Annotated in this window: 26 protein-coding genes; 2 read left to right on the top strand and 24 right to left on the bottom strand. The window is 64.6% G+C overall.

Translation table 11 applies throughout. The features are described from left to right. Positions 1-32: 32 nt before the first annotated feature. The 6 genes from EXE58_RS11095 to EXE58_RS11070 are packed head-to-tail and all read right to left on the bottom strand — an operon-like array spanning position 33 to position 5,795. Positions 33-782, bottom strand: a complete 750-nt coding sequence (locus EXE58_RS11095; protein WP_135267945.1) for an SDR family NAD(P)-dependent oxidoreductase — start codon at positions 780-782, stop codon at positions 33-35. Between the two features lie 45 nt (positions 783-827). Then, positions 828-1,853 (bottom strand): Rv3169 family protein, encoded by a 1,026-nt coding sequence (locus tag EXE58_RS11090; RefSeq protein WP_135267944.1) that lies wholly within the window; start codon positions 1,851-1,853, stop codon positions 828-830. Between the two features lie 5 nt (positions 1,854-1,858). Continuing rightward, complete coding sequence (locus tag EXE58_RS11085) at positions 1,859-2,908, bottom strand: phosphotransferase family protein (RefSeq protein WP_135267943.1); 1,050 nt, start codon at positions 2,906-2,908, stop codon at positions 1,859-1,861. Positions 2,909-2,920: 12 nt separating this feature from the next. Then, positions 2,921-3,733 (bottom strand): enoyl-CoA hydratase/isomerase family protein, encoded by an 813-nt coding sequence (locus tag EXE58_RS11080; RefSeq protein WP_135267942.1) that lies wholly within the window; start codon positions 3,731-3,733, stop codon positions 2,921-2,923. 32 nt (positions 3,734-3,765) lie between these two features. Continuing rightward, positions 3,766-4,578 carry an enoyl-CoA hydratase/isomerase family protein gene (locus tag EXE58_RS11075; RefSeq protein ID WP_135267941.1) on the bottom strand — a complete coding sequence of 271 codons (813 nt, stop codon included), beginning with the start codon at positions 4,576-4,578 and terminating at the stop codon, positions 3,766-3,768. Continuing rightward, a complete protein-coding gene (locus tag EXE58_RS11070; RefSeq protein ID WP_135267940.1) occupies positions 4,575-5,795 on the bottom strand; it encodes a CaiB/BaiF CoA transferase family protein in 1,221 nt (406 codons plus the stop codon). The genes EXE58_RS11075 and EXE58_RS11070 overlap by 4 nt, the downstream gene beginning before the upstream one ends. A gap of 168 nt (positions 5,796-5,963) precedes the next feature. Between EXE58_RS11070 and menB the strand changes: the two genes are divergently transcribed. Next, on the top strand, positions 5,964-6,791 hold the full coding sequence (gene menB / locus EXE58_RS11065; protein WP_135267939.1) for a 1,4-dihydroxy-2-naphthoyl-CoA synthase: 828 nt from the start codon (positions 5,964-5,966) through the stop codon (positions 6,789-6,791). A gap of 278 nt (positions 6,792-7,069) precedes the next feature. Here the strand turns inward: menB and EXE58_RS19725 are convergent, their stop codons facing one another. The 14 genes from EXE58_RS19725 to EXE58_RS10995 form a co-directional block, all read right to left on the bottom strand. After that, positions 7,070-7,228, bottom strand: a complete 159-nt coding sequence (locus EXE58_RS19725) for a hypothetical protein (protein ID WP_208543981.1) — start codon at positions 7,226-7,228, stop codon at positions 7,070-7,072. Further along, positions 7,225-8,883, bottom strand: a complete 1,659-nt coding sequence (locus tag EXE58_RS11055) for an AMP-binding protein (RefSeq protein ID WP_135267938.1) — start codon at positions 8,881-8,883, stop codon at positions 7,225-7,227. The genes EXE58_RS19725 and EXE58_RS11055 overlap by 4 nt, the downstream gene beginning before the upstream one ends. Positions 8,884-8,929: 46 nt before the next feature. Then, positions 8,930-9,223, bottom strand: a complete 294-nt coding sequence (locus tag EXE58_RS11050) for an SDR family oxidoreductase (protein ID WP_208543980.1) — start codon at positions 9,221-9,223, stop codon at positions 8,930-8,932. Positions 9,224-9,238: 15 nt separating this feature from the next. Further along, a complete protein-coding gene (locus EXE58_RS11045; protein ID WP_135267937.1) occupies positions 9,239-10,738 on the bottom strand; it encodes a TRAP transporter large permease in 1,500 nt (499 codons plus the stop codon). After that, on the bottom strand, positions 10,731-11,228 hold the full coding sequence (locus EXE58_RS11040; RefSeq protein WP_135267936.1) for a TRAP transporter small permease: 498 nt from the start codon (positions 11,226-11,228) through the stop codon (positions 10,731-10,733). The genes EXE58_RS11045 and EXE58_RS11040 overlap by 8 nt, the downstream gene beginning before the upstream one ends. A gap of 96 nt (positions 11,229-11,324) precedes the next feature. Next, on the bottom strand, positions 11,325-12,563 hold the full coding sequence (locus tag EXE58_RS11035; RefSeq protein WP_135267935.1) for a type 2 periplasmic-binding domain-containing protein: 1,239 nt from the start codon (positions 12,561-12,563) through the stop codon (positions 11,325-11,327). A 106-nt stretch (positions 12,564-12,669) separates the two neighbouring features. Beyond that, complete coding sequence (locus tag EXE58_RS11030) at positions 12,670-13,677, bottom strand: LLM class flavin-dependent oxidoreductase (RefSeq protein WP_167288824.1); 1,008 nt, start codon at positions 13,675-13,677, stop codon at positions 12,670-12,672. A gap of 138 nt (positions 13,678-13,815) precedes the next feature. Continuing rightward, a complete protein-coding gene (locus EXE58_RS11025) occupies positions 13,816-14,355 on the bottom strand; it encodes a hypothetical protein (protein WP_135267933.1) in 540 nt (179 codons plus the stop codon). Next, on the bottom strand, positions 14,352-15,602 hold the full coding sequence (locus tag EXE58_RS11020; protein ID WP_208543979.1) for a phosphotransferase family protein: 1,251 nt from the start codon (positions 15,600-15,602) through the stop codon (positions 14,352-14,354). The genes EXE58_RS11025 and EXE58_RS11020 overlap by 4 nt, the downstream gene beginning before the upstream one ends. 15 nt (positions 15,603-15,617) lie before the next feature. Then, complete coding sequence (locus EXE58_RS20490; protein WP_425271678.1) at positions 15,618-16,331, bottom strand: histidine phosphatase family protein; 714 nt, start codon at positions 16,329-16,331, stop codon at positions 15,618-15,620. A gap of 44 nt (positions 16,332-16,375) precedes the next feature. Further along, positions 16,376-17,380 (bottom strand): DUF7065 domain-containing protein, encoded by a 1,005-nt coding sequence (locus EXE58_RS11010; RefSeq protein ID WP_135267931.1) that lies wholly within the window; start codon positions 17,378-17,380, stop codon positions 16,376-16,378. A gap of 53 nt (positions 17,381-17,433) precedes the next feature. Next, a complete protein-coding gene (locus tag EXE58_RS11005) occupies positions 17,434-18,813 on the bottom strand; it encodes a TRAP transporter large permease (protein WP_167288822.1) in 1,380 nt (459 codons plus the stop codon). Positions 18,814-18,815: 2 nt separating this feature from the next. Further along, complete coding sequence (locus EXE58_RS11000; RefSeq protein ID WP_167288820.1) at positions 18,816-19,313, bottom strand: TRAP transporter small permease subunit; 498 nt, start codon at positions 19,311-19,313, stop codon at positions 18,816-18,818. Positions 19,314-19,455: 142 nt separating this feature from the next. Next, positions 19,456-20,529: a C4-dicarboxylate TRAP transporter substrate-binding protein gene (locus EXE58_RS10995; RefSeq protein WP_244242536.1), complete on the bottom strand. Its 1,074-nt coding sequence runs from the start codon at positions 20,527-20,529 to the stop codon at positions 19,456-19,458. 628 nt (positions 20,530-21,157) lie between these two features. Between EXE58_RS10995 and EXE58_RS10990 the strand changes: the two genes are divergently transcribed. Further along, complete coding sequence (locus tag EXE58_RS10990; RefSeq protein WP_167288816.1) at positions 21,158-21,661, top strand: thioesterase family protein; 504 nt, start codon at positions 21,158-21,160, stop codon at positions 21,659-21,661. Between the two features lie 10 nt (positions 21,662-21,671). On the opposite strand, the gene EXE58_RS10985 is transcribed toward EXE58_RS10990, so the two are convergent. The 4 genes from EXE58_RS10985 to EXE58_RS10970 are packed head-to-tail and all read right to left on the bottom strand — an operon-like array spanning position 21,672 to position 25,199. Further along, positions 21,672-22,634, bottom strand: a complete 963-nt coding sequence (locus tag EXE58_RS10985) for an EamA family transporter (protein ID WP_135267926.1) — start codon at positions 22,632-22,634, stop codon at positions 21,672-21,674. Further along, positions 22,631-23,410: an enoyl-CoA hydratase-related protein gene (locus EXE58_RS10980; protein ID WP_135267925.1), complete on the bottom strand. Its 780-nt coding sequence runs from the start codon at positions 23,408-23,410 to the stop codon at positions 22,631-22,633. Before EXE58_RS10980 ends, EXE58_RS10985 begins: the two co-directional genes overlap by 4 nt. A 52-nt stretch (positions 23,411-23,462) precedes the next feature. Then, positions 23,463-24,224 (bottom strand): SDR family NAD(P)-dependent oxidoreductase, encoded by a 762-nt coding sequence (locus tag EXE58_RS10975; protein ID WP_135267924.1) that lies wholly within the window; start codon positions 24,222-24,224, stop codon positions 23,463-23,465. A gap of 30 nt (positions 24,225-24,254) precedes the next feature. Next, complete coding sequence (locus EXE58_RS10970) at positions 24,255-25,199, bottom strand: hydroxymethylglutaryl-CoA lyase (RefSeq protein WP_135267923.1); 945 nt, start codon at positions 25,197-25,199, stop codon at positions 24,255-24,257. Position 25,200 lies beyond the last annotated feature (1 nt).

Below are 25,200 nucleotides of genomic sequence, written 5' to 3'. Positions count from 1 at the left end.
CTTTCGTTCGGGGGAGCTTGGACATCGTGGGCTCATGCCCAGATCGATCCGGGCCGGCCACCATCCACGGTGATCACTGCACCCGTCATCGCTGCAGCCGCCGGTGAACAGAGGAAGGCCACCACCCCAGCCACCTCTCGTGCTGTCACGGGACGACCCAGCGAGTTGTTCGAGGCCGCCTCACGGGAATCGGGGCGGTCCATGAGCTCGTCGGTGAGGGTGAGCCCCGGGTGGACGCACGTGACTGAGATGCCGCTCGCGCCCAGCTCGTCGGCGAGGTTCTTGGTGATGGCGACGACGGCCAGGTTGCGCACGGAACCCGTGATCGAGCCGGTCAGTCGTGCGTTCATGCCGCTCACGTTGACGATCGCCCCACCTCCGGACTCCTTCAGGTGCGGTACGGCAGCCCGGGCCACTCGCGCGTAGCCGAGCGCCTTGGTGTCGACCTGTCGGAGGAAGTCCGCCTCATCGAGCCCTGCCACGCCCGTCGGCGCGTTGGGCAACGCCTTCGGGGCGGCGCAGTTGACCACCACGTCGAGGCGGCCCCACGAGGCAGCCGCCTCGGCGACCGCCCACTCGACCTGCGCGGAATCGGTCGTGTCCGCCACGACGCTCATCGCGTCGGGGCCGATCGACTGCGTGGCCGCGTGGAGCGTCTCACGGTGACGACCGAGCAGGACGACGCGCGCACCCTCGGCGACGAGCGCCTGCGCCACGGCGCGACCGATCCCGCCGCTGCCGCCGGTGACCAGGGCGACCTTGCCTGTCAGTCCCAGATCCATGCGGACCTCTCCCTTCGCGTCGCCATGCCGTGGGTCGTCCCGGGGTCAGACCAGGGTGGGGCGGTAGGCGTAGGAAGGCGACCGGGTGAGTGCGAACTCGAAGATGCCGGAGCCGGGCGTCCCGTCCCAGTCGAAGGTCGCCAGCCGATCCGTCAGGGAGGAGTCGACGGTGCGCTGGGTGACCGACCCGTCGAGCGGCCACACCTCGCCCTCCACGTGGTCGCGCCCCAGGGCCTTGCCGTGATGGCCTCCGTAGCCACCCCCGGCCATCAGTCCGCCGCCAGAGGTGGCGTCGGTCTCGATCCGGTGGACCTCACCCGACGCCGTCGTGACCTGGACGAGACCCGAACGCAGGTCGAGGTCGTCGAAGACGAGTGCGTGGCGCACGTCGGTGATGGTGTCGACGCGCCCATCGGTGTGCATCACCGCACCTTCGAGCAGCAGGCGCGATCCGTCTCGACCCTCCACGAGGAGAAAGCCGACGGACCGGTCCGGGAACTGCGCCTGGTACCAGATGTGCAGTCCTTGGCCACCGGCCATCGACCGGACCCCACGCGACCGGTCGCGTTGGCTGTACCAACCGTCGACCTCACGGGTCTCCCCATCGATGGTGATCGTGCCGCGGGCGTGGCCGGACTGGAAGAGGTGCTCGAACGAGGTCTTCTCCCCCGCGGCGTTGACGACCTCGACGTCACCCCACCAAGCGGGCGTGCGCGACTCCCAGGTCAGGTCGAACGTCATCGCGGTCGGGTTCTCGCCCAAGGAGAGGTGCCAAGTCTTGTTGGGCTCGACCACCTCGTAGCTGAACGGGCCGCACGTCCCCCAGTCGGTTGCTGACAGCTCGGTCGAGAAGCGGGCATTTCGCTGCTCGGTGCCGTTGGACACGATGGCGAACCCGTCCACGGTGTCACGCATCGGGTGCAGGCCCAGGCCGACCAGCACCGACGGGACGGTCGCGTCCTGGGGGTGGAAGTTGAACACGAAGCGGTCGAAGAACCGCTCCGGCAGTCCCTCTGTCTCGTCCGGGGTGATGACCGCGTCGTGGAACTCTTCGTGGGACCTGTCTGCCATGTCGTTCACTCCGTGCTCTCGGGAGGGGGTGGTGGGAGGCCGACCGTGCGGTGGGCGTCCTGTAGGAACTGTTGGACCCGCTGTTGGTCGGCGTAGTAGGGGTCTCCCACGCCGCGCTTGGCGCGACGATGGCCGTACTCGTACAGGACAGCGAGCTTCCACAGGGCCAGCGCGGTGTACCACGTGAGCTCGCTGAGGTCTGCACCGGTTCGGGAGGCGTAGCGCTCGGCCAGCTCCGAACGGTCGGGGTAGCCCTCTTCGAGCATGGCTGTGCCGAACTCCTGAGTGGAGTTGTACGGCGGCTCCTCGGGGACCGATGCCAGAAAGTAGCCCAGGTCGAACAGCGGGTCCCCGATGGTGGCGAGCTCCCAGTCGAGGACGGCCTGGACCGCGCCTGGTCGCTCGACCGACAGCACCAGGTTGCCGATGCGGAAGTCATTGTGGACGATCGTCGCGTCGGACTCGGCCGGCACATGGGCGGTGAGCCATTCATCGATCGCCGCGAAGTGCGCTGGCGGCCCTCCGTCGGCGTCTGCCACGAGGCGGGCCATCCGCTTCAGGTGCCGCGCGTTGAACCCTTCCGGCTTACCCAGGTCAGCCAGTCCGGCCGCACGCCAGTCGACTGCGTGGAGGTCAGCGAGCGTGTCGACCAGCGTCTCCCCGATGAGTCGGCGCGTCTCCGGGGTGGCGAGGGGCGGCGGTGTGTGGGTGGTAACGACGGGGCCCTCGGCGAAGCTCATCACGTAGAAGTGCACGTCGATGACCTCGTCCGCCTGCGCCGTGGCGAGCAACTTGGCCACGGGCACCGGCGTGTCGGCGAGTGCTCCGATCAGACGAGCTTCACGGAGCATGTCGTGCGCCCCGGGCGGGGTCGGCGGCGGGGGCGGGCGTCGTACGACCACCCGGTTTCCAGCTCCGTCACTCACCAGGTAGGTCAGGTTGGAGTGGCCGTCCCCGATCCGACGAGTCGCCACCGCTCCCCTGGTGAGCCCGTGCTCCTCGAGGAACTCCCCGAGTCGGCGACGCTGCTGCCTCGACCAGTCCCAGTCGCTCATCGACCCTCCACATCATTGACCGGTGAAGCGCGGGGGCCGCTTCTCCCGGAAGGCGGCCAACGCTTCGGGCATGTCCTGCGTGCGCGACATCAGGGCCTGCCCGCGGTTCTCGAGCTCCAGCGCCGCGGCGTAGGACGTGACCTCTTGGTTTCGCTGGATGGCTCGCTTCGACATCCTTACCCCGCTGGGAGAGTTGCGGGCGATCATGCGCGCCATCGCGACGGCCTCGCCGAAGAGGTCGTCCTTGGGGACCACCCGGTTGACCAGGCCGATGCGTTCGGCTTCCTCCGCGCCCACGAGCCGTGCCGTGTAGCCGATCTCCGCCGCACGCGCCGGGCCGATGAGCCGGGTGAGGTTGTACGAGGTGCCGAGCTCTCCCAGGGAGAGCCCCACCTTGACGAAGGCTGCACTGAACTTGGCGTTCTCGTCGCACAGCCTGATGTCCGCCGCCAGCGCCATGGCCAGCCCACCACCTGTCGCCGGGCCGTGGATCGCGGCGATGACGGGGTAGGGCAGGTGCCGAATCCCCTGGATCCCGCCGGTCGCGACCTCTTGGAACTTGAGGAACTCCCGGACTCCCATCTCGGTGATCGCGTGGATCTCATCGAGGTCGAATCCGGCGCAGAAGGCGCGGTCGCCGGCGCCTGTCACGATCAGCGCCCGCAACGGTGCGTCGCGCAGGGCGAACGCTGCCTCCCCATGCTCGTGGAACATCCGGATCGTCTGGCTGTTCATCCGGTCGGGCCGGTTGATCCGGAGCACCCCGATGGCGTCGGGGAGCACCTCGAACGAGAGCTCCTCGAGCGGAGGGAAATCGATGGTCACGGTGCTGGTCTCCTCGGACGGGCTCATTGCGGTCACTCTCCCTTGAACACCGGTCGGCGCTTCTCCTTGAACGCCGCCAGCGCCTCAGGCATGTCGGTGCTGCGCGTGAGAAGTGCCTGGCCCCGGTTCTCCAGCTCGAGGGCTGCCGCGTAGGACCCGACCTCCATGTTGGCCTGGAGCGCCCGCTTCGACAGCTGCACGCCACCCGGACTGTTCGACGCGATCTGGCGTGCCAGTGCCACGGCGTTCGGCAGGAGATCCTCCGGCTCGGAGAGGCTGTTCACCAGCCCGATAGCCTCAGCCTCCTCGGCCCAGACCATCCTGCCGGTGAAGCAGATGTCGCTGGCAACAGCGGGGCCTACGAGCCTGGGCAGCAGCCACGACGTGCCGAGGTCGCCAGCCGTCAGGCCGATCTTCACGAACGCGGCGTTGAACTTGGCCTCAGAGGACGCCAGCCTGATGTCGGCCTGGAGCGCCAGGGCGAGACCGCCGCCAGCGGCCGCACCGTTGACCGCTGCGATCACGGGGACGCGGATCGCCCGGATGGTGGAGAGCGCTCTGGCCGCCAGCTCCTGCTGGTCGAGCATGCCGATCGCACCCAGGCTCGAGAGGTGCTCGGCGTCGGCCAGGTCGAACCCGGCACAGAATGCCTTGCCCGCGCCGGTGATGATCAGGGCGCGAAGGTCGTCCTCGTCGTTGAGGTCGAGTGCAGCACGCTCCAGCTCTGCGAACATGACATTGGTCATGGCGTTGTAGCGTTCGGGTCTGTCAAGCGTCATCACCACTACACCGGGGTAGACCTGCTCCAACGCCAGCGTCTCGTAGCTTCGGTCAAGGCTCCTCATCGGGCACTGGCCTCCTGCTGCGGGCTCTCGAGAGGTTCCTCGTCGGTCTGGACGATGGCGCCGGACTCCTCCCATGACTGGATCAGGTCCTCGGAAACGCCCCACTGTGACAATGCCTCCCGGGTGTGCTCACCAGGGACGGGCGGGACGCAATCGACCTGAGTCGGAGTCCTGCTGAAGCGCGGCTGGGGTCTCGGCTGCGTGACGCCGCCCACTTCGATGAAGGTCTGCCGCGCCACGTTGTGGGGATGTACCCAGGACTCCTCCACATCGAGCACTGCCGAGACGCACGCGCGCCCGGCCGCTCGCTCGGTCCACTCATCACGCGTCCGCGTGCGAACGGTCTCCGCGAAGGTTGTCTTCATCTCGGGCCAGGCCTCACGGTCATGCTGGTCGGGGAGGGACGCGGGGTCGAGCCCGAGGATCTCGAGCAGGTCGGCGTAGAAGTGGGCTTCCATGGCGCCCACCGCCAGCCACTTGCCGTCCTTGGTCTCGTACACGTCGTAGAAGGGCGAGCCGCTGTCGACGATGTTCGTCCCGCGGGTCGTGTTCCAGCTGCCTGCACTCACGAAGCCGTGGAAGGCTGCCGCGAGGAGCGCAGCGCCATCCACCATGGCTGCGTCGACAACCTGCCCCTTGCCTGACTGCCTGCCCTCCAGGATCGCCGCCACGATCCCCAGTGCCAGGAGCATTCCCCCGCCACCGAAGTCGCCCACCAGGCTGAGCGGGACGGTCGGGGGCTGGCCATGCCGGCCGATCATGCTGAGAACGCCGCTCTGGGCGACGTAGTTGATGTCGTGACCGACCGCCTGCGCCATCGGCCCATCCTGTCCGTAGCCGGTCATCCGGCCGTAGACCAGCCGCGGATTGACCCGCAGACAGTCCTCAGGACCGATGCCCAGCCGCTCGGTGACACCGGGACGGAACCCTTCGATCAGTGCGTCGGCATCTTCGACCAACCGGAGGACGGCTTCGGCTCCTCGCGGGTGCTTCAGGTCCACCGCGATGGACTGGCGGCCGCGGTGCATCACTTCCGTGCGGAAGTCCGAGCTTGGTCCGACCAGGGCGGCTCCGCGGGCCCGGTCCACCCGGACGACTGTCGCACCGAGGTCGGCCAGCAGCATCGCGCAGAACGGGCCCGGGCCGATACTGCCGATCTCGACGACCTTCACCCCGGCCAGGGGTCCACTCCTGCCCGATCCCTGATCCGTTGGCATATGCCGTCCCACCTTTCGGCCTCACGCAGCGGCTGCTCCGTTGCTGCACTAGAACGGGAAAGTATGCCAATGGTCGGGCCATTAGTCCATGTCTGAGGATGTGTAGAACTCCATGGAACTGTTCCACGCCGGATTCCGGCTTCGTAACCGGGCTGAGAACATGGCGTCATGACTGACAACCCATGGACGGCCTCGGGCGATTTCGAGGACATCACCTACGAGACGACCGAGGACGGAATCGCCAAGATCACGATCAACCGGCCAGAGGTTCACAACGCGTTCCGGCCGCAGACCTTGGTCGAGGTCGATCGAGCCCTGATGGAGGCTCGCGAGGATGAGTCAGTGGGAGTCATCATCCTCACGGGCGCAGGTGACAAGGCGTTCTGCTCCGGCGGCGACCAGCGGGTTCGCGGCGACAGTGGCTACCAGCTGAGCGAGGGTGCCACCGGTCGCTTCCACGTCACGGATCTGCATGTCGCCATGCGGCGGTGTCCCAAGCCGATCGTCGCCATGGTCGCGGGTTGGGCCATCGGTGGCGGACACGTGCTCCACCTGGTGTGCGACCTCACCATCGCCGCCGACAACGCGGTCTTCGGCCAGGTCGGCCCACGAGTAGGTTCCTTCGACGGAGGCTACGGAGCCAGCATCCTCTCCGACCTCATCGGACCCAAGAAGGCGAAGGAGGTGTGGTTCCTCTGTCGTCAATATGACGCCGCGACCGCACTCGACATGGGCCTGGTGAACACCGTGGTTCCCCTCGCGCAGCTGGAGGAGGAGACGCTCAAGTGGTGTCGCGAGATGCTCGCACTCTCCCCCTACGCCCTACGACTTTCCAAGGCCAGCTTCCACGCCCATGAGGACGGCTACGCCGGGATTCAGCAGCTCGCGCACGACGCCAACCTGCTCTTCTACGGGACCGCTGAGGCCCAAGAGGGTCGCGAAGCATTCAAGTCGCGGCGTGCTCCCGACTTCAGCCACTTCCCACGTCGACCCTGACGCCAGCTCCGTTTCCCGGCGCGGCCGATCTCCTAGACCCACTCCCGGCCCGTGGGGGTTGATCTGGTCGCCGCCTTGGAGGCCAACATGCTTCGGATGACCGACCGGGTGTTGCGATATGTCCCCGGCGTCGACTATGAACAGCAGCCCGGTGACCCGACCCGCTTCCGCGGACGCGAAGAAGGCCGCCGCATCGGCGATGTCGCAGGCTCCACGAACCCAGCCGGTTCCGTGTCCTCCCACGCCTGCAGGATCTCCGGCGGCATGGACATGAGGCCCTAGCTGGTGGTCACTTCCGGAAGGACGACGACGGCGGTGATCCCGAGCTCCGCGTTCTCGGTCGGTCGGCCGTCCTCCTCGAGCCGCCTGACGATCGCCTTTCCGACGCCGCCCTCGCGCACGGCCCCGGTCTCCAGTGCTCTGCGTCGAATTGTCATGCCAAGGTCCTGTGGTGGTCGGTGTCGTCTTCCCTGACCCGGCGCCGGAGGTCGGCCTTGTCGATCTTGCCCGTGGGGCTGATCGGCATCACCTCGATCAGCTCCAGACGCTCGGGCAGCTTCTGGACCGAGATCCCACGCTCATCGCGCAAGTAGGTGCAGATCTGGTCCAGGTCGATCTGGGCACCAGCCTCGGCAACGACGAAGGCGCAAGCTCTCTCGCCCAGTCGGGGGTCAGGCATCGCGACGACGGCGACGTCATGGACCGCCGGGTGGGTGAGGAGATGGTCCTCCACCTCTCTGGCGCTGATGTTGACCCCGCCCCGAATGATGATGTCCTTGATCCGCCCGGTGATGCGGAGGAATCCGTCTGCGTCGAACTCTCCTAGGTCTCCGGAGAGCGAGTAGCCAGCGGAGTTGATCATGGCCTGGGTGAGATCAGGACGCCTCACGTAACCGAGCATGTGCCCCGGCCCCCGGTATCCGACCTCACCCGGACCGACCACGACCTGCTGTCCGTCGCCGTCGAAGAGCATCACGTCGATTCCGGGCGGCACCAGCCCGTCGGAGGTCAGCGCCCTGCCGGGGTCCGTCCCGCTTGGGCAGAGGGTGGTCAAGAGGTTCTCACTGCGTCCGTACTGGCTCAGGACCTCACAGTCAGGCATAGCGAGGCGTGCGCGGCGCACGACTTCCGGAGGAATGACTGTCCCCGATGCCACCCACAGGCGCATGCTCGAGAGATCGTCGCCATCGCGGCGTGTCTCGATCAGCGTGCTGAGGAACGTCGTCGACGTGACTGTGACGGTGCAACGGTGCTCGTCGACCAGGTCGATGGCCAGCCTTGGATCCCACTTCTCCATGAGCACGGTGGAGGCACCGGCACGCAGTGGGACCAGGTAGTGGTTGATGTACCCGTTGCTGTGGGCGACCGGCGACGGGCCAAAGGACCTGTCAGCCGGCGTCCAGGCGTGGTGCTGCTCGACGGCTCGAGAGGTGAACGCCGCTGTGTTGTAGCTGTGGACACAGCCCTTGGGCTGCGACTCCGACCCCGACGTGTGCAGGACGATGTGGGGCGCGTCTGGGTTGGGCATCGGGCCGAGTTCCGGCTCCTCCGGCTCCTCCGTCCCAGAGATCAGGTCCTCGAACCGGTGCATCCCCGGGAGAGCGTGCCCACGCACGAGGACGCCGAGCTCCAGGCTGGTCCGCCGACCCAGGGCGTCACTCAACATCGCCGCGTGGTCGAAGCCACGAAAGACACCGGTCGTGATGGCCGCTCTCGCACCGGTGTTGTCGATGAGGAACTCGATCTCATCGGCTCGATAGGTCGTCATGGCTGGCACGAGTACGGCCCCGGCTCTGGTCACTGCCATCATCGCGATCAGGAGTTCGTTCCAATTGGGCAGCTGCACGATGACACAGTCACCACGCGCGACACCGAGGCGTTGCATGGCACCGGCAAGGCGCCAGGCGCGATCGCGGAACTCGCGGTAGGTGAGCGTTCCTACGGAGTCGATGGCAAAGACGTCGTCGGGCCGCTCGAACGCGAGCTGCTCGAGGATCGTCGGCGGCGTTTCCTCGATCCACTGACCCGTCGCGCGGAACCCCGTGACCTCCATCGGCGTGTAGAAGTCCCCGACTTCTGGGAGCCCTGTCATGCTTGGCACCCTCGATTCGCCACGGACAACGTCACCGACATGCGATTCAGGGCCATATCCCGCCATCCACGGTGAGGAACTGCCCGCCAACGCTCTCGGCCGACGGCGGGCACGGGAGCGCGACCGCGGCGGCGATGTCGGCTGGCCCCACGAGCCCGTTGGGGATCTCCCCGGCCCAGGCGTCGACAATCTCCTGAGGCATGGACAGCACGCCACTGCTCGCAATGACGGGCAGGGCGCCGTTGGCGGTGATTCGCGGCGTGATGTTCTCCGCGGCCACGCTCTTCACGAAGCCGAGTAGCGCCGCTTTCGTCGATGAGTAGGAGACCTGTGCCGGCATGTCACGCACACCCAGCTATTTGGAGGATGAGATGTCCGGAAGCCAGTGGACGATGTCAGGGAACCCAGCAATCACGATCACCACTACGACGGTTGCCGGCATGAACCACAGAACAGCCTGGAAGGTGTCACCGAGGGTGATCCTCTGGCCGAGGTTGACCTCTTCCTTCTGTGCCAGCTTGTGCATGATGTAGGTGAGCATCCCGACCGGCGGCGTTACGAGTCCGATCTCGGCGACCAGCACGACGAAGACACCTAGCCACATCACCGAGAGCCCGTATTCGGGGAGGATCGGGACGATGAGCGGCACCGTGATCAACATCATCATCAGCGGATCCATGAACATTCCGAGGATGAGGTAGATGGCGATCAGGAGTGCGATGAAGGGCCAGAAAGACAGCCCCAGACCCTCGATGCCACGGATCATGTCCTGAGTGATACCCGTCAGGGTCAGGGCCTGGTTGAGGATGACCGCACCGATGATCAGCATGAAGATGGCGCCCGTCGAGGCCACTGCCTCGGTCGCGGCCGTGACCACCATCTTCAGGCGGTCTCCCCGCTTGGAGATGACAAGCGCTGCCGCCAGGGCTGTGAGCGCCCCCGCGGCACCTGCCTCTGTTGGCGTGAACACCCCCCCGAACAGGCCACCCACCACGACGAGGAAGAGGAGCGGGAACGGCCACAACGGGGGGAGGGAGCGCAATCGGTCAACAAGGGTCACCTCTGATGACTCGATCACTTCGTCGGCGGCGACCGTCTTCCGTCGCGTCAGAACCGGGTACAGGACAAGGATGACGATCGAGTACGCGACGGGCAGCATCAGGCCCGGAATCAGCCCTGCGAGCAGCTGCGGACCCACCGGCACAGTCGCAATTCCTGCGAAGAGCACCATCATGATGCTCGGCGGAATCAGGTTCGCCGCCGTACCGGCCATCATCACGGATCCAATGGCCAACCTCCGGTCGTAACCGGCCCGGAGCATCTCGGGAATGCCGATGCGTCCGAGCGAGTAGCTGACACCGATCGTGGAGCCGCTCACCGATCCCAGCCCGGCTCCAGCAACGTTGGTACCGATGGCCAAGCCGCCGGGCAGCCACGACAGCCACATCTTCGCCGACCCGTAGATCCGAGCTGTGGCGCCAGAGCGCCAGAGGATGACGCCCATGAAGATGAATGCCGGCAGCACGCTCAGGGACCAGCTGGCGGCATTGGTGTACGGAAGGTTCTTCACCGCCGCGGCAGCCGTGTCAAAGCTGCGTATCCCCCAGATGCCCAGGAGTCCTGAGAGACCCATCGCAGCAGCGATCGGCACCTTCAGGAACAGGAGGCTGAGCATCATCGCTATGACCAGAAACCCGATCTGCGTGCGTTCCAGGTCTCCTCCCAGCATCAGCCATCCGAGCAGCACCGGCAGGACGTAGCCGACCACGACCACCAGGCGAGAGAGATGACGACGCCCAGGTTGAGTGGTGACCGCGGGCTCCACGGGGCGGGTGACTGTGGCCAGGTCATCCATGGTCAGAGGCCCTTCGGAGGACGTGGGAGCAGAGCACCTGCACGATGAGCAACCCGGCACCTACCGGGACCATGAAGCGAAGTGGCCACAGAGGCAGGTCGCTGATCACGCCAGCCTTGCCGAGCTCCATGTCCTCCCTGGCTCCTTCCAGGCCGTACCACGCCACGAGGGCCGCGAAGGTGGTCATGCAGATGAGGGCGAGGGGCTCCAGTGCATCCTGGGCGCCCCTGGTGAGCCGCGCCGTGAGGATGTTGACCTCCATGTGCTCGCGGGCGTGCTCGGCCACGGCGAATCCTGCGAAGACGAGGAGTGGCATGTACCAGAAGGCGGTGAAGTCGAGCGTGGAGCGCCAGCTCTGACCCGCAGTGGCGCGCACGAATACATCCACGCTGATGTGAACGATGAAACCGAGCATGGCGACGACGCCGATCGCCCGGGCGAGCTCGTAGGTCATGCGGTCGACGACCGTGGTGATCCTGACCAGGCTCATGGCGGACTTCCTTCCAGGTGGATCGGTCAGGTGTGGGCCGGTGATCCACCACCGACCCACACCTGATGCGATGACATTGACTGCCGGAATCCGGGTCTACTCCGGGCGCCGCGGGCCGTAGATGTTCTCCTGGAGGTAGTCGGACCACGCGGAGACGTCGACCTCACCGTCGCCCTCCGCCTGCATCCACTCGGCCCAAGTCCCGTACTGCTCGTACTCCCCCATGTCGAGGTCGTCAGTCAAGACGGACTTCCATTCCTCGACGTCCTCGACCAGACCGTCCACGAGGGCATCGGGGTCCTCGACAAGTCCGTCGAGGCGTTCCTTGACCGACTCCACGTTGGCGGCTTGGTACTCGCGCAGCGCCTCTCGCAGATCGTCCTCGAACTCGACGATCTCGATGCCCTTCTCCTCCACCACAGCATCCGCGTTCTTGCTATTGATGAAGCCCGACTGGACGAACCGCTCGTTGTGCTTGCTGAGGTTGTCCCAGAACGCCTGCTGGTAGTCCAGCGGCATCGAGTCCCACTGGTCCTGACCCATGCTTAGGTGCAGGGACGCCCAACCCGTCAGCCCGACCTCGGGGTCGGTCATCAGGTAGTTGGACTCTTGCAGGAGACCTGTGTGGACCATGTCGCCCCAGTTCTGGACGATGCAGTCGAACATTCCTCGCTGGTAAGCGTCGAACTGCTCATCGGACGGGAGGAACACAGGCTCCATACCCAGTGCCTCGACCTCGTTCGCCCAGATCGTCCCGGGCACCCGCACCTTGCGCCCCTTCGCCTCCGCCAGCGACGACACGGGCTTGTCCTTGCAGATCAGCGTGTACTCGTTCAGATAGCCCCACATCGGCATGAGGGTCTTGAGCCCCAGGGCCTCGATCTCGCCGACCACGTCCTTGTCGAATCCGGTCTCCATGAATGAACCCATCTGAAGAGTTCCGAGGACTGGAGAAGCATCGACCAGGTGTGCGAGCTCGGGCAGCACCGAGTTGATCGGGAACTTCTCCGGGCTGTAGCTGGGCAGACCCAAGGCGATGTCGACCAGTCCGGAGCTCATCGCCTCCTCCACCTCAGCCAACGGAGCCAAGGTGGGGCCATAGGCGAACTCGAACGTGACATTGCCGTCGGTGTCCTCGGTGATCGCTTCCGTCCACTCCAGCAGCGCCTTGGTCTGCTCGGCCTCGGGGCCGTAGACGGACTGCACGGTGAACTCGAACGACTCACCATCGCTGCCGCCGTCACCACCGTCGCTGCCACACGCCGCCAAGGGGATGGCGAGAGCCAGCCCCACTCCGGCAGTGAAGACCCGCCGCATCGTTCGTCGGTTCATCATCTGACCTTTCGTCGCTCTCCGTGACCTGTATCACGTGCGCTCCACTCTAGAGCCAAAAGTGCGGACCTTACAAGTGGTCAGACCAAAAAATAGCGCGTATTGGCGATCAGCGCATGTGCTCGATGATCTGGAGCGTGGCCACCTCGGCCTCGTCACCGTTGAGCCCCCAGGGCATGGTCACGAGGGCGAGGTGGTCGTAGTCCTTGGCGTGCTCGGCCACCCGCTCGCGGAGCTCCGCCGGCTTACACACCACGCCGATCGCGTCGATGGCCTCATCTGGCACTGCCGCGATCATGGCGTCCGTGTCGCGTTGCCGGGCCGCCTCCCGGATCTGGAGCTGCGCCGCACCCCAGCCGTGCATCTCGAAGAGTCCGTCGTACACCTTGGAGGCGGCGTACTGGGCGATCGAGTAGGCCATCCGGCGTCGTTCTGCCTCCTGGTCCTCCCCGATGCCGCACATCAGGATGCCCATGACCGCCAGATCGTCGGGGTCACGCTCAGCCGAGACGGCGCCCTTCTGCAGCTGGGGTCGGATGACCTCCTGAACGTATCTCCCTGTGAACATCGGGTGCCCCACCAGGCCATCGGCCTTCTTTCCAGCTGCCAGGACCATGCGGGGTCCGATGCCGGCGATCCAGATGGGAAGGTGACCCTGAATAGGTGGCAGAGTGTCGGCCGTGGTCGTTAGATGCACGTTGTAGAAACGGCCTTCGTGGTGGACCGGCCCCTCATGGAGGCGCCACAACTTGCGGAATACGTCGATGAACTCCTCCATGCGCAAGGCGGGCGCCTCGCCGCTCACGCCGTGCCAGTTCTCCATCATCCCCGCGGTGCCGTTCCCCAGTCCAAGTGTCAGCCGCCCTTCCGACAACTCATCGAGGTCGCGCGCCTCCGCGGCCCAGATGAGGGGGCTCCGACCGACGCCGTAGGCGATGTTGCTCCCAATCCGTACGCGCGATGAGGACAGGGCCATGTTGGCCATCGGAATCGTCGCGGAGCGGTTGTAGAGCTCACCCGTCCACACGGCATCGAACCCAGCCTCCTCAGCGCGCCGTACCACTTCGCCTGCCCTGTCGAAGCGGTCACGTCCGTGACCGCCACTGAACACGACCATGCCGTACATGGTGACCTCCAGAAGAGAAACGAGTAGGGATCTGCCGGGGATATGCGCAGCCAACCCTGTCCTGCGGGTCCGAGCCCGCGGCTAATGCTCTGGCCGGAAGGCCGGCTAACCGGCCGAGCGTCGTCACCATCAACTTCCGTGCTCCAGGCGGTTCAGCGCGTCAGAGAGCGGAAGCACTTGGCTGGGGTCGACTTCCCAGCCACACACTCGGAACCACGACCGAGACAGCGCCACACTGTCCTGGGCCTGTCGCACAACGGTCGCCTCGAGCCTTCGAGCCTCCTCCGATTCCACCTCGCCTGCCGCGCGGATCACAGCGGAAACCCCACGATTCGCGGCCACCGCCAGAGTACGAAACTCCTCCTGGCTGGATGGACCGTCGGCGAGCACCCGGGCGCCGGAGTCGATGACCGCCTCGAGGGATGGAATCGTGGAACCGTCCGGAAAGCCTTGCTCGAGAACCTGAGTCAACAGATCGAGGGACAGCTTGAGCTGCACCTTGTCATACTGATAGGCAGAATCCAGGGATTCCCTGATGTGCCCCAGAGCGGAAGAGATGATCTTCGCCTGCTCAAGCGCCAACGGATGGTCCGGATCGATCGCAGGCACGATGGTCTCGTCGATGGACCGGATCGCTGCCCCCAGCACATTTTGGAAATGATTTGTCATGACCCGACCTCCAGCAACTGCAGGCGAAGCTCTTCCACCAGCGAATAGATGACTCCTTCGATCCACGTGAGCAGGACGTCCTGATGGGAGCGACCCAAGCTGGACACGCGATAGGCCGACCCGTGGGAGGACGCAATGAGCTGAAAGGTGTTGAGGATCTTGTAGTACTGGATCCGTTCCGGGTCCACCTCTAGCCCCGACTTCTCTGCATAGCGGTCATAGAACTCTTCAATAGGAACCAGACCCGAGACCAGGAATGTTCTTCCGTCCTCCGAGAAATGACCGAACTGGGGGAGGGTGATCCAAGCTAGGTCTCGATGGCGGTCGCCGAGATACGAGCGCTCCCAGTCAAGCCACGCGGTAATGTTTCCGGACGCCTCATCGAACAAGAAGTTTCCACCGCGATAGTCCCCATGAAGCAGGCTGACGCGATCGAGCGTCGGAAGATTCCGGCGGAGCCAGTTGATCGCGACTTCGATGACGGGCATCTCTTCGGGACGATCAGAATCCCACACCCGGCAGGCACGGTTGAGTTGCCAATTGGCACTCTCCGTCGTGCCGGGGCTTGGCACATCAAAAGCGCCCAATTCCGCCGTGGAGTAGTCGAAGCTGTGGAGTTTCGCGAGATGGTCGACGAACTGCTCACCCAAGAGGGGGCGCAACCTGTGGCCAAAGGCGTTGCCCACGCCGGACGTCCTACCTTCCACGCCCGACACCTTCGTCACTCCGGTGGCGTACTCATAGATGAGTGCCGCTTCAGGGAAGAACCGAGCCTCTGCATCCACCCAGAATGTTCGCGGCACCGGCAGGAGTCCAGCGACCGCCCGCAATGCCTGGAACTCCCGCAGCCGACTGGTTGCATTCAACGATTCCTGCGGCTCCATTCTGACGACGATTTGATCCACGACATCGGAGTCAAGCTTCGGGTCCCTCCACCGCAGCTCACATGCCATCTGCAGCTTCGAGGCACCCCCCGACAGCCACCGCACATGAGACAGGTCGTAACCGTCCTTGACGTGCACATCGAGCAGGTTTCGGAATGATCCCTCCATGGTGGAGAGCGACGGAATCGGGCGCCTAGCGTCCCGGCGTCGCTTCAGCTTTTGCGTTTCCAAGACGTCGAATTCCGACTCCGTCGGAAACCGCTGTCTCAGACGCTCCACGAAAGCATCAGTCGGCGAGTCCCGCAGCCCACCACTCATCCATGTGAGGTCGTCCAGATGTTTCTGTACGGTCGTCTGATTCACGTGCACTCCAACTCCTCAGCAATTCGGCCCTTGACGATCGGTACCACTCGGATACTCATACACCTGCATTCTGGACGATCCCTCCGCGGCCGATCGATCGGATGGCGGGAGCTCGACACCGCACCACTCCACACACCGCCAGACGCCTTCCTCGTACTCCAGTTCCACGATTCCCGTGTTTCCCACGGGATGCGCCTGAGCGAAGGACCCGTCGATGTTCACGGCTAAGTGAGCGACTGCGAGACGGAGCGCTCCACCGTGAGTGACGAGGACCACGTCACCCGTCCACGCGCGCGACACCACGCCCTGGAGAACCTCCACGAACCTCTGGATCACCTCCGACGCCGATTCGCCGCCCGGCGCACGAAGGTCCTGGCAACCCGAGAGCCAACGGCGATACATGTCCCGGAACTCGTTGCGATCGACGTCGCGGGACGAGCCGTGCCAGTCTCCGACGCTCAGTTCTTGGATCCCAGGGACCACGCTGACCGGAACTCCGTGCGACTCAGCAACGAAGTCAGCCGTTTCACGCGCTCGGGCCGCGGGGCTCGAAAACACCGCCTCCACGTCCCTCGATGCCAGGCGCTCTGCGAGGGCCTTCGCTTGCCGAATTCCTTCGGGGGTCAGCTTCGGACCGGGCAGGGCAGAATCAAGGACCCGCAGCACATTGGATTCAGTCTGCGCATGCCGCGCGAGGATCAATCTCTGCACCGATGCCGAACTCCCCATTTGCATCTGTACGGAGCGAGCGGAAGCCGTCTCCATGGACTCACTCACGATGAGATGGATGGCTGAGGATCGCTCCACCAGCGACCGCGACGCTTGGTCTCCAGCGGCAGGGGGTGATGCTCCTGGACCACCCCGTACCCATACCTGTCGTTCAGGCTCCACCGCATCATCGATTGCCAGGTGACATTTGAAGGATACGCATTCCAAGGCCCACCTACGTCCGCCTGCGCCCGCAGCATGTAGGCGATTCCACGATCGTCCGACACGAGCACATTCATCGCGACAACAGCCAACCCGAGCCTCACGGTGTCGATGTCCGCCTTCACGATGGAATGCAGGATACCGTTGTCCAGGACGTACCCGGCGGCCAATTCCTGATCCTGCCCCGCAGGAGCGTCCAGATCCAGCTTCACCAGAATACGAAAGGCGAGATCCTCGCCGAAGTGCACCGAGATCGAGTTCATCGGATGCATCTCCAGTTCGTGGCGGGGACCCCAACTGTGATCCATCCTGTCGATCACGTCCACGGCAAATTCACGACCTCGGACCTTGACCGTTCCGGTCACCCGACCGGTCATATCGAAATGACCCTTGTAGCCCTCACCCATCGAGGTGGCGGCCATCCGCTCGCTCTCGGTCTCAGGCAGCAGAGAGTTGTGATCGGGATCGTGGATGTCCCAAGGGTCCATGATTCCACGCCAATCCACGTGGACCTCGGTGTCGTCATAACCGACATAGTCGATCCGGTAGTCCCGCGGAGGATTGATGGCGACGATCGAGAGACCGTTGGATGATTCCATCTGCGAGAACTTCTCCGGCGCAGGCAGGTGCATCTGCCCGTCGACGTACAGCACCTCGGCCCTGGTGTCGGTCAGACTTCCGTAAGCGACCACTTCGTTCGACATTACGCCCAGGTTCGCCCGGACCACGACGTAGAACGTGACCAGCAGATGGGCTTCCGGAATCGAGATGGGAAAGAAATAGGTGTCGGTCCAGTGATTCGGATCCTGCGGTCCGTTCTGGTATTCTAAGTTCGCTGGGGTGATCATGCGAACCTCCATTCATTAGAGTGATGAGTGCCTCCGTGATCAATCGGAGGCTTCTATGTCGATTGAGCTCTCGATGGCAGCCAGGTGACGAGATCGGGAAACAGCATGAACAGGGCCACTAGAAGGAGCTGGATAAGGACGAATGGCAAAACCTGTACGAAAATCTGCTCGGCCCGAGGTGCTCCGGGTAGACCCGAGATGACGAAGACGTTCAGTCCCACGGGCGGAGTCAGTAGCCCGACCTCGATGAGGACGCACACCAGGACTCCGAACCACACTCCGTCATAACCAAGTGCCGTGACGACCGGGTACGACAGTGGAACGGTGACCAACATCATTGAGAGCCCGTCCAGGAACATCCCGAGAGGGATCAGTGTGGCGAGCAACATGATGACGACCAGTTCACTCGGAAGCTCCATCTCGAGAATCCACGTCGTGAAACTGGCGGGCACCCCTGCGGAGATCAAGAAGTATGTGAAGATCGTGCCGCCGAGTAAGATCGCGAAGATCATTCCTACCGTCGATACCGCATGCGGCACCGCCGTGCGCAGCATCTCCAGACTGCGGGTCGGTGAACGAATCGCTATCACACCAAGGGCCAACGCCGTAGCCGCACCCACGGCGCTCGCTTCTGTTGACGTGAAGACTCCGAGGTAGATGCCGCCAAGCACGACCCCGAACAGGACCAGGGCGTAGAGCAGACTCAGATAGTTCGTCAGGGAATTCTTCTCGCCGTCTCCGCGATTGCGGCTCCTCGTGGCGCCGTTGCCCGCGTGACGCTCGCTAGCGGGGAGCTGTGACGTATGCACCGACAGTGCACGGTCTCGACCACGGAGGCCGACCGTCACCGCGTAGGCGAAGAACGCCAGCCCCATCATGCAGCCAGGCACAAGGCCAGCCAGCAAGAGCGCACCCACGGACTCGCCTGTGATCACGCCATACATGATCAGAATGATGCTCGGCGGAATGAGGACAGCGATGGTGCCGGCGGCAGCCACGACTGCCGCCGCATATTCGGGACGGTAGCCGTTCCTCCGCATTTCTTCGATCGAAATGCGTCCGATGGTCGCAGCGTCCGCAGTGCTGGATCCGGAAACGCCGCCGAATATCGTGCAGGCGAACACCGTAGCGCCGGCCAAGCCGCCCGGTAGCCGCCCTACAGAGCGTTCAGCCGTCCGATAGAGATCACGAGCGATCCCGGTTTCTGCCAGCAAGACCCCCATCAAGATGAACATGGGAAGGACGACGAGACCATATCGTGCGCTGGACGTGAGCGGAATGGACGCCAAGGACGCCGACATGACTTCTTGTCCATCCAAGAGCCAGATACCGATTCCCCCGCTCACACCGAGGCAGAAGGCAACAGGGACGGCGCTCATTAGGAGAAGAAAGAAGAGCATGAACACCGTGACCACAATCAGGGCGAGCGACATCTTCAGGATCCTCCTTGCGTCTCGGGAGCCCCAGGGACAACCTGTACTCCCGAGCCCTTCTTGTTGCTGGATCGCACGCATTCCCACGTGTCCGCGAGGTTCTCCAGGAGAAGGGCGAGCAGCCCGATCGCTAGCAAGATCCTGGTTGGCCAGACGGCGAGACCGAGGAGGCCGTACCTGGACTCGCGTATATTCGCGGAGTCGATGGCCGACTCTGTTGTGACCAAGAGGAGGACTGCGAGGAAGGCGGTCACAACAACCATGCCTGCCGAGTGAAGCATCCGCGCGGGCCGGGTAGGCAACCGGTCAAGTACGACGCTCGACGCGACGTGCTCTCCGCGTCGCTGGGTATAGGCCATCGCAAGGTATGCGACCGCTGGAAGAATCACCTCAGCGACCTCTGTACTGCCTCGGAAGCCTGACCCCGTGGCATACCTTAGGAGAACGTCCCCGGCGATCATGACCATGAGAAAGAGCGTGAGTAGCGACGCTACGATCATGAGAGCAAGCGTCAGGCGGCGCACAGCTGAACGCATCTGTTATCCCCTTGCCTAGTGCCACATCGTTGCGGTGGACTCCTGGAGTGTCCCGGCAGTCGGCAACTGGTGGACGCTGGCCAGCATTGCTGTCCGCTCAGGCTTCTCAGCCTCGGTTGGCACATTCGGTCAAGATGTCCGGCGCAGCTTCGCCTGAACGCTCCGACATTGCCTCGAGGTACTCAGACTCAAACTCTTCGATCGCGTCCTCTGTGAGATCAGGCGACTCACTCGCAGACTCCGACCACTGGTCCAGGAGGCCTTCAAACAGCCCGTCCTTCCACGCACTCACTTCGTCCTCCGGGAAGGTCGTCACCGATCCGCCCAGCTCCTGGAGCCTGTCGCAGGCGAGCTCGCCCTCCGCTTGGGTCTCCTTCAGACTGAAGTCGAGAGCCTCTTCGGCCGCTTGGCCCATGGCCCCCTTGACCTCATCCGGCAGCCCTTCGTACAGGTCCGCGTTCATCACGACCTGCGTGGCCAGCACGTACTGTCCCAAGCCGCTGTCGACAAGATTCGGTGCAACTTCCGCCACGTTGAATCCCAGCACCGCGTTAGTGAAGATGAGTGTCGAGAACCCCTCGATCACCCCTTGCTCGAGTGATTCGTAGAGGTCGGTGGCAGGCAAAGCCACGACCTCGGCCCCTTTGGCCTCGAGAGCCTGCGCCGAGATTCCCACAGCACGGATCTTCTTGCCGTCCAGGTCGTCGACGGAGTCGACCGGGTCGACGAATCCCAGCGTGTTATTGGGAACAACGGCCCAGACCAGCGGAACGAGGCCGTTTCGCTTGAATTCCTCGCGGAAAGCCTCATTATTCTCGTACATCTCCGCGTGGACGCGGGCGCTTGCCTCTGCAGATGTGGACAGGAATGGCACAGTCGCGATTTGAGACAGAGGAAGTTCCTTGGGATGGTAACTCGTTGCGAAGAGCGCAGCGTCTGCTCGCCGCGACGCCACACCATTCAGCGTGTCGTCTGGCGGAAGTAGCGACCCGCTGTAGAACATCTTCACGTCGAGTTCATGGTTCGGTGTGAGTTCGTCAACACGTTCGAACCACCACTTCGCGACCTTGGCGTCAGTCGAGTTCTCGGGCTGGTAGGTCGCATACTTGAAAGTGATCTGGTCCTGGTTTGCAACGCCTCCGTCTGAACCACAGGCTGTAGCGGTTGCTGCCGCCATCATGGCAGTCACGACAAGCGGCCAAGAGCGTGTGCGCATTCTAGGTCCTCCATCTGAGGGTGCAGTAGCCACCCGGTTCAAGGGATTCCGTGAGCAGCCAAATTGGTCGACTTAATTCATCGACATCGTCAACTGAACGCTGGTCTCTGGGCCGGGACTCGGCTGATATTGCACGGGACGCTATATCCGAAGGTCGCACACGTCACGAGACGACCCCGCACCTGCTGTTGACTTCTCCACCAAGTGTGAAGGTGCGTGGGCCCTACGAGCAGCGACGGGCCGAATCCTTGTCAACGTCGAAGACCGACCCTCGCGTCTCAGGGTCAGTGATCAGTGGCCACTGAATAACACGTAGGGGCGATCTCACGGGGTGTCGGAGAGAAGCAACGAGAAGAACGACTCCACGGCGGTGTTGTCGAGGCACGCGCTACGCGTCCCAAGGAGCCGATCATCTGGTGGCGGTGGAGCTGGTGGACCAGATGAGGGGGTCCGGGCCCACGCCGTAGGCGATGTTGCTCCTCCTGATGTCCTTTGACCTGGCACGTTAGGGGGTTCGTCCAGGCCCGTGCAGGTACAACGCAGACCCCCACTGTGGGCTCTCACAGTTCCCGCCCTGGCTATGGTGCGACATGTGCAACCGCTGCTGCCGTCCCCTGAAGCCGTCCTCGCACTTCCTGCCTTGATGCAGGGTCGCGTGCTCTCGTCCGACCTGGACCTCGACGGCCACATGAGCATGCAGAGGCACGTGGAGCGTGGCGAGGAGGGGGCCGAGATGCTGCTACGGAGTGTCGGCGTCGACGACGCCTATCGCGCCGAGCAGGGAATGGCCGTGTTCAGCGCCGAGCACCACGTCCGCCTCTTCCGCGAGCTGTCGGAGGGCGGCCAGTTCTCGGTCCACACGATGCTCCTCGATCGCTCAGCCCGAATCGCACATCTCCTCGCGTTCCTGCTCGACCACGAGGAGCACTCCATCTCGAGCACGGTCGAGATGGTGCTGGTGCATGTCGGCATGGCCACCAGGAGGGCAGTCGACTTCCCGGCGGAGGTCGCGACAGGACTGGACGCGCTCATCGCCACGTCCCAGAGGTTCGACGGGCGGGTTCCAACCTCCGGATCGATGGGTATCCGCCGCTGAACCTGCGTGATCAGGGTCGCGGCGCCAGGCTCGGCGGCGTCGCCACTACCCGTCTGAGGCGGGCAGATCGCTCCGTGTAGAGCAGGACCAGCACTGAGGCGAGGATCAAGGATGACCCCAGCAGCATGGCCGGGGTGACGGGCTCGCTGAAGACGAGCCAACCGAGCGCGACCGCGACGAGCGGATTCACATACGCCTGGGTGGACACCAGCGAGATAGGCGCATTCCCCAGTAGCCACGAGTATGCGGTGAAGGCCACCAGCGACCCCAGCACGGCGAGGAAGGCAACCGCGAGCCACGCAAGTGGCGTGAAGTCGAGCGTCACCTCTTCGCCCCGGAGCAGTGCCCCGATGCCGAGACCGATGCCAGCCACGAGCAACTGATACGTCACCCCCACCAGGTTGTCCTTGGGCAGCGACATTCGCGGCTGCAGGTAAGAGCCGGCAGACCACGACAGCGCAGACACGAGGACAATGAGACTGCCGATCAGCGGGAACGCGGTCTCGACGTCGAGCTGCCCGCTCGACATCAGGTGGACGAGCCCCACGGCGCCCAATGCGATCCCGACCAGGGCCAAGACCGACGGCCGGTCACCGTCGAGCGTCCGGAACAACGCGATCCACATCGGCGTGGACGCCACGAGAAGGGCCGCTCCACCCGAGCTGACACCGCCCAAGATCCCGAGCGAGGTGAGCCCGTTGCCGAAGCAGAGGAGCAACAGCCCCATCACGACGGTCCCGCGCAGCTCGCGGGCAGAGACGTGCAGCCTTCGCACGCCGCCTCGTGCCGCCAGGAGGCCTCCCATGATGACCGAGGCACAGACGAAGCGGACCGACATCGCCCAGAGGGGCGGGGCGCCCTCCTCGACGACGACCTTGATCGCGAGGAAGATCGACCCCCAGACCAGGTACACGAGCAGCAGGGCCACCAGGACCTTCGCCCTGGTGGCCTGCTGGTGCGTCGTGTCGATCACGCGAACGTGGGAGCCCGCTTTCCGATGAAGGCCGCGATCCCCTCCTGCGCCTCCCCCTTCTCGAACAGCTCCTGCTCCTGGTCGATCTCGAACTGGAAGCCCTCCGTCAGGGGAAGGTCGAAGGCCGCGTCGGCGCAGCGCACCACGGCCAGCTGGGCGGGGAGAGAGTGTCGGGCGATCTCGGCAGCCAGCTCCAACGCGGTCTCGGTCGCCTGTCCGGCGGGAACGAGGCGGTCGAGCAGTCCGATCGCGCTCGCCTCGTCAGCGGGCACCTGACGTGCGGTGATCATCATGTCCAGCGCCCGGCCGCGCCCCACGAGCCGCGGCAACCGCTGGGTACCGCCGGCCCCGGGGATCAGGCCGAGCTTGACCTCGGGGAGGCCGACCTTGGCATCAGCTCCGCCGACACGCATCGTGCAGGCCATTGTGAGTTCGAGACCACCACCCAGGGCGAGTCCCTCGATGGCGGCGATCGAGATCAGCTCCGACCCCGCCAACCGGTCGAAGACAGCGCGCATGCTGTCGCCGTAGGCGGTGAACGTGGTGGCGTTGACGTCGCCCATGTGCTTGATGTCGGCTCCTGCCGCGAAGAACCGCTCCAGGGCGGACTCGATCACGACCACCTTGATCTGGTTGGCCGCGGCATGGTCAAGCATGGCTGCGAGTCCGTCGATGATGGGCGGGCCAACCGCGTTGGCAGGGCCGTTGGAGAGTGTAACGAGCAGGACGCCGTCGGAAGCGGGCTTCCAGGTCACCGCGCTGGGAGTTGCTGACATCGTCGTGATGTCCTTTCACTTGGGAGTGGGAACGGAATCTGGCGAGAACGCCTCAGCCGGCCATCGTGAGACCACCGCTCACCGAGAGGGTCTGCCCGGTCACGAAGCCCGCCCCGTCGGAGGCAAAGAAGGCCACGGCCGGGCCGATGTCCTCGGGGGTGCCAAGCCGCTTCATCGGGACCGCGCTTGTCATGCCCGCGATCACCTTCTCGGCATCGCCGCCGCCTGCACCGTCGGCAAACTTGCGCAAGGCGGGCGTGTCGGTCGGTCCGGGACACACCGTGTTGGCGGTAACGCCCTTGCGAGCGACCTCGCGTGCCAAGGTCTTGGTGAAGGCGATGATGCCACCCTTGGCGCCCGAGTAAACGGCCTCCATCGACGAGCCCACCCGACCCGCATCGGAACCGATGTTGATGACTCGACCGAAGCCCCGCTCCATCATGCCCGGCACTACTTCGTGGATGACCCGCAGGGCGCCCTTGTAGTTGATGTCAAGGATCTTGTCCCAGAACTCCTCGGACGTCTTCACGAAGGGCATGAAGTCGTCCCAGCCAGCGTTGTTCACGACGACCTCGATCGGGCCGAGCTTCTCCTCGATCGCGGCCACTGCGTGCTTCACCGACTCCGTGGAGGTCACGTCGATCTCGACGGCCACGGCCTCTCCGCCCGCCTCGCTGATGGCGGCTGCCGTCTCCTCGGCGACGGCAAGGTTAAGGTCGGCCACTGCCACCTTGAAGCCTTCCCGGCCCAGAGTGCTGGCGATGCCCTTCCCGATTCCTTGTGCTCCTCCGGTGACAAGTGCGACGCGATTCATGCTTCCTACCTCTTCCTGGAGTTCGTTGACTCAGACGCTGGGTGCCCAGATGACCGGGCCGGCTACGATCGAGTGGCTGGTGAGCTTGCGGCCCAGGGTCGCCTGGGCCTCACGGGCGGCCTCGATGACCTTGCCGAGATCCAGGCCAGTGTCGACGCCCATCTCCTCGAACATGGACACGAGGTCCTCAGTGGCGATGTTGCCGGTGGAGCCGGCCGGCACAGGACAGCCGCCCAGCTCGCCGAAGCTGGACTCGAAGCTGGTGCAGCCCGCCTCGAGTGCGGCGTAGGCGTTGGCCAGCCCCTGGCCCCGGGTGTTGTGGAAGTGCGCCGTCACCTCGACGCCCGGAAGGCGCTCCAGGGCAGCGGCGAAGAACCGGGATGCATAGGCCGGGTTGCACATCCCGGTGGTGTCCCCGAACCCGATCTCGGTCGCGCCAGCCTCGGCGAACTGCTCTGCGAGGTCGAGGACCCGCTCCATCTGGACCTTGCCCTCGAAGGGGCAACCGAAGGATGTGGCAACGACGGCGCAGAGCTTGAGGTCCTCCGCGAGGATGCGTGGCGCCATCGTGCGCACGTCGGCCATTGTCTCCTCGACCGTGCGGTTGATGTTGCGCTTGTTGTGAGTCTGCGACGCAGAGACGAACACCGCCGCCTCCTCGAAGTAGGCACGCTCACGCAGCGCGTTGTCCAGGCCCTTGCTGTTGGGCACCAGAACCATCCGGTCGACGTCCTCGGGCACGTTGATTCCGTGCAGCACCTCCACACCATCGGCCAACTGCGGGATCACATCGGCTCGAACGAAGCTCGCCACCTCGATCCGCTTGAAGCCGGCGCGACCGAGCGCGTCGATGAGTCGGATCTTCTCCGCTGTGGGGACGGTCTCGGGCTCATTCTGGAACCCGTCCCGGGGCCCCACCTCGCGCACGTGCACGCGGCGACTCTCCCCCTGGGTGCTGTTGGGTGACACAGCCATC

This window comes from Nocardioides seonyuensis (assembly GCF_004683965.1).
Classification (GTDB): domain Bacteria; phylum Actinomycetota; class Actinomycetes; order Propionibacteriales; family Nocardioidaceae; genus Nocardioides; species Nocardioides seonyuensis.
Note: the sequence above shows the minus strand (reverse complement) of the source record. Positions and strands in the feature narration are given on the sequence as shown.

What these genes read in the sequence shown, in the direction of transcription:
- EXE58_RS11095 (WP_135267945.1), bottom strand. Translation starts at nt 782, where the DNA reads ATGGATCTGGGACTGACAGGCAAGGTCGCCCTGGTCACCGGCGGCAGC.
- EXE58_RS11090 (WP_135267944.1), bottom strand. Translation starts at nt 1,853, where the DNA reads ATGGCAGACAGGTCCCACGAAGAGTTCCACGACGCGGTCATCACCCCG.
- EXE58_RS11085 (WP_135267943.1), bottom strand. Translation starts at nt 2,908, where the DNA reads ATGAGCGACTGGGACTGGTCGAGGCAGCAGCGTCGCCGACTCGGGGAG.
- EXE58_RS11075 (WP_135267941.1), bottom strand. Translation starts at nt 4,578, where the DNA reads ATGAGGAGCCTTGACCGAAGCTACGAGACGCTGGCGTTGGAGCAGGTC.
- EXE58_RS11070 (WP_135267940.1), bottom strand. Translation starts at nt 5,795, where the DNA reads ATGCCAACGGATCAGGGATCGGGCAGGAGTGGACCCCTGGCCGGGGTG.
- menB (WP_135267939.1), top strand. Translation starts at nt 5,964, where the DNA reads ATGACTGACAACCCATGGACGGCCTCGGGCGATTTCGAGGACATCACC.
- EXE58_RS19725 (WP_208543981.1), bottom strand. Translation starts at nt 7,228, where the DNA reads ATGACAATTCGACGCAGAGCACTGGAGACCGGGGCCGTGCGCGAGGGC.
- EXE58_RS11055 (WP_135267938.1), bottom strand. Translation starts at nt 8,883, where the DNA reads ATGACAGGGCTCCCAGAAGTCGGGGACTTCTACACGCCGATGGAGGTC.
- EXE58_RS11050 (WP_208543980.1), bottom strand. Translation starts at nt 9,223, where the DNA reads ATGCCGGCACAGGTCTCCTACTCATCGACGAAAGCGGCGCTACTCGGC.
- EXE58_RS11045 (WP_135267937.1), bottom strand. Translation starts at nt 10,738, where the DNA reads ATGGATGACCTGGCCACAGTCACCCGCCCCGTGGAGCCCGCGGTCACC.
- EXE58_RS11040 (WP_135267936.1), bottom strand. Translation starts at nt 11,228, where the DNA reads ATGAGCCTGGTCAGGATCACCACGGTCGTCGACCGCATGACCTACGAG.
- EXE58_RS11035 (WP_135267935.1), bottom strand. Translation starts at nt 12,563, where the DNA reads ATGATGAACCGACGAACGATGCGGCGGGTCTTCACTGCCGGAGTGGGG.
- EXE58_RS11030 (WP_167288824.1), bottom strand. Translation starts at nt 13,677, where the DNA reads ATGGTCGTGTTCAGTGGCGGTCACGGACGTGACCGCTTCGACAGGGCA.
- EXE58_RS11025 (WP_135267933.1), bottom strand. Translation starts at nt 14,355, where the DNA reads ATGACAAATCATTTCCAAAATGTGCTGGGGGCAGCGATCCGGTCCATC.
- EXE58_RS20490 (WP_425271678.1), bottom strand. Translation starts at nt 16,331, where the DNA reads ATGGGGAGTTCGGCATCGGTGCAGAGATTGATCCTCGCGCGGCATGCG.
- EXE58_RS11010 (WP_135267931.1), bottom strand. Translation starts at nt 17,380, where the DNA reads ATGATCACCCCAGCGAACTTAGAATACCAGAACGGACCGCAGGATCCG.
- EXE58_RS11005 (WP_167288822.1), bottom strand. Translation starts at nt 18,813, where the DNA reads ATGTCGCTCGCCCTGATTGTGGTCACGGTGTTCATGCTCTTCTTTCTT.
- EXE58_RS11000 (WP_167288820.1), bottom strand. Translation starts at nt 19,313, where the DNA reads ATGATCGTAGCGTCGCTACTCACGCTCTTTCTCATGGTCATGATCGCC.
- EXE58_RS10995 (WP_244242536.1), bottom strand. Translation starts at nt 20,529, where the DNA reads ATGATGGCGGCAGCAACCGCTACAGCCTGTGGTTCAGACGGAGGCGTT.
- EXE58_RS10980 (WP_135267925.1), bottom strand. Translation starts at nt 23,410, where the DNA reads ATGTCAGCAACTCCCAGCGCGGTGACCTGGAAGCCCGCTTCCGACGGC.
- EXE58_RS10975 (WP_135267924.1), bottom strand. Translation starts at nt 24,224, where the DNA reads ATGAATCGCGTCGCACTTGTCACCGGAGGAGCACAAGGAATCGGGAAG.
- EXE58_RS10970 (WP_135267923.1), bottom strand. Translation starts at nt 25,199, where the DNA reads ATGGCTGTGTCACCCAACAGCACCCAGGGGGAGAGTCGCCGCGTGCAC.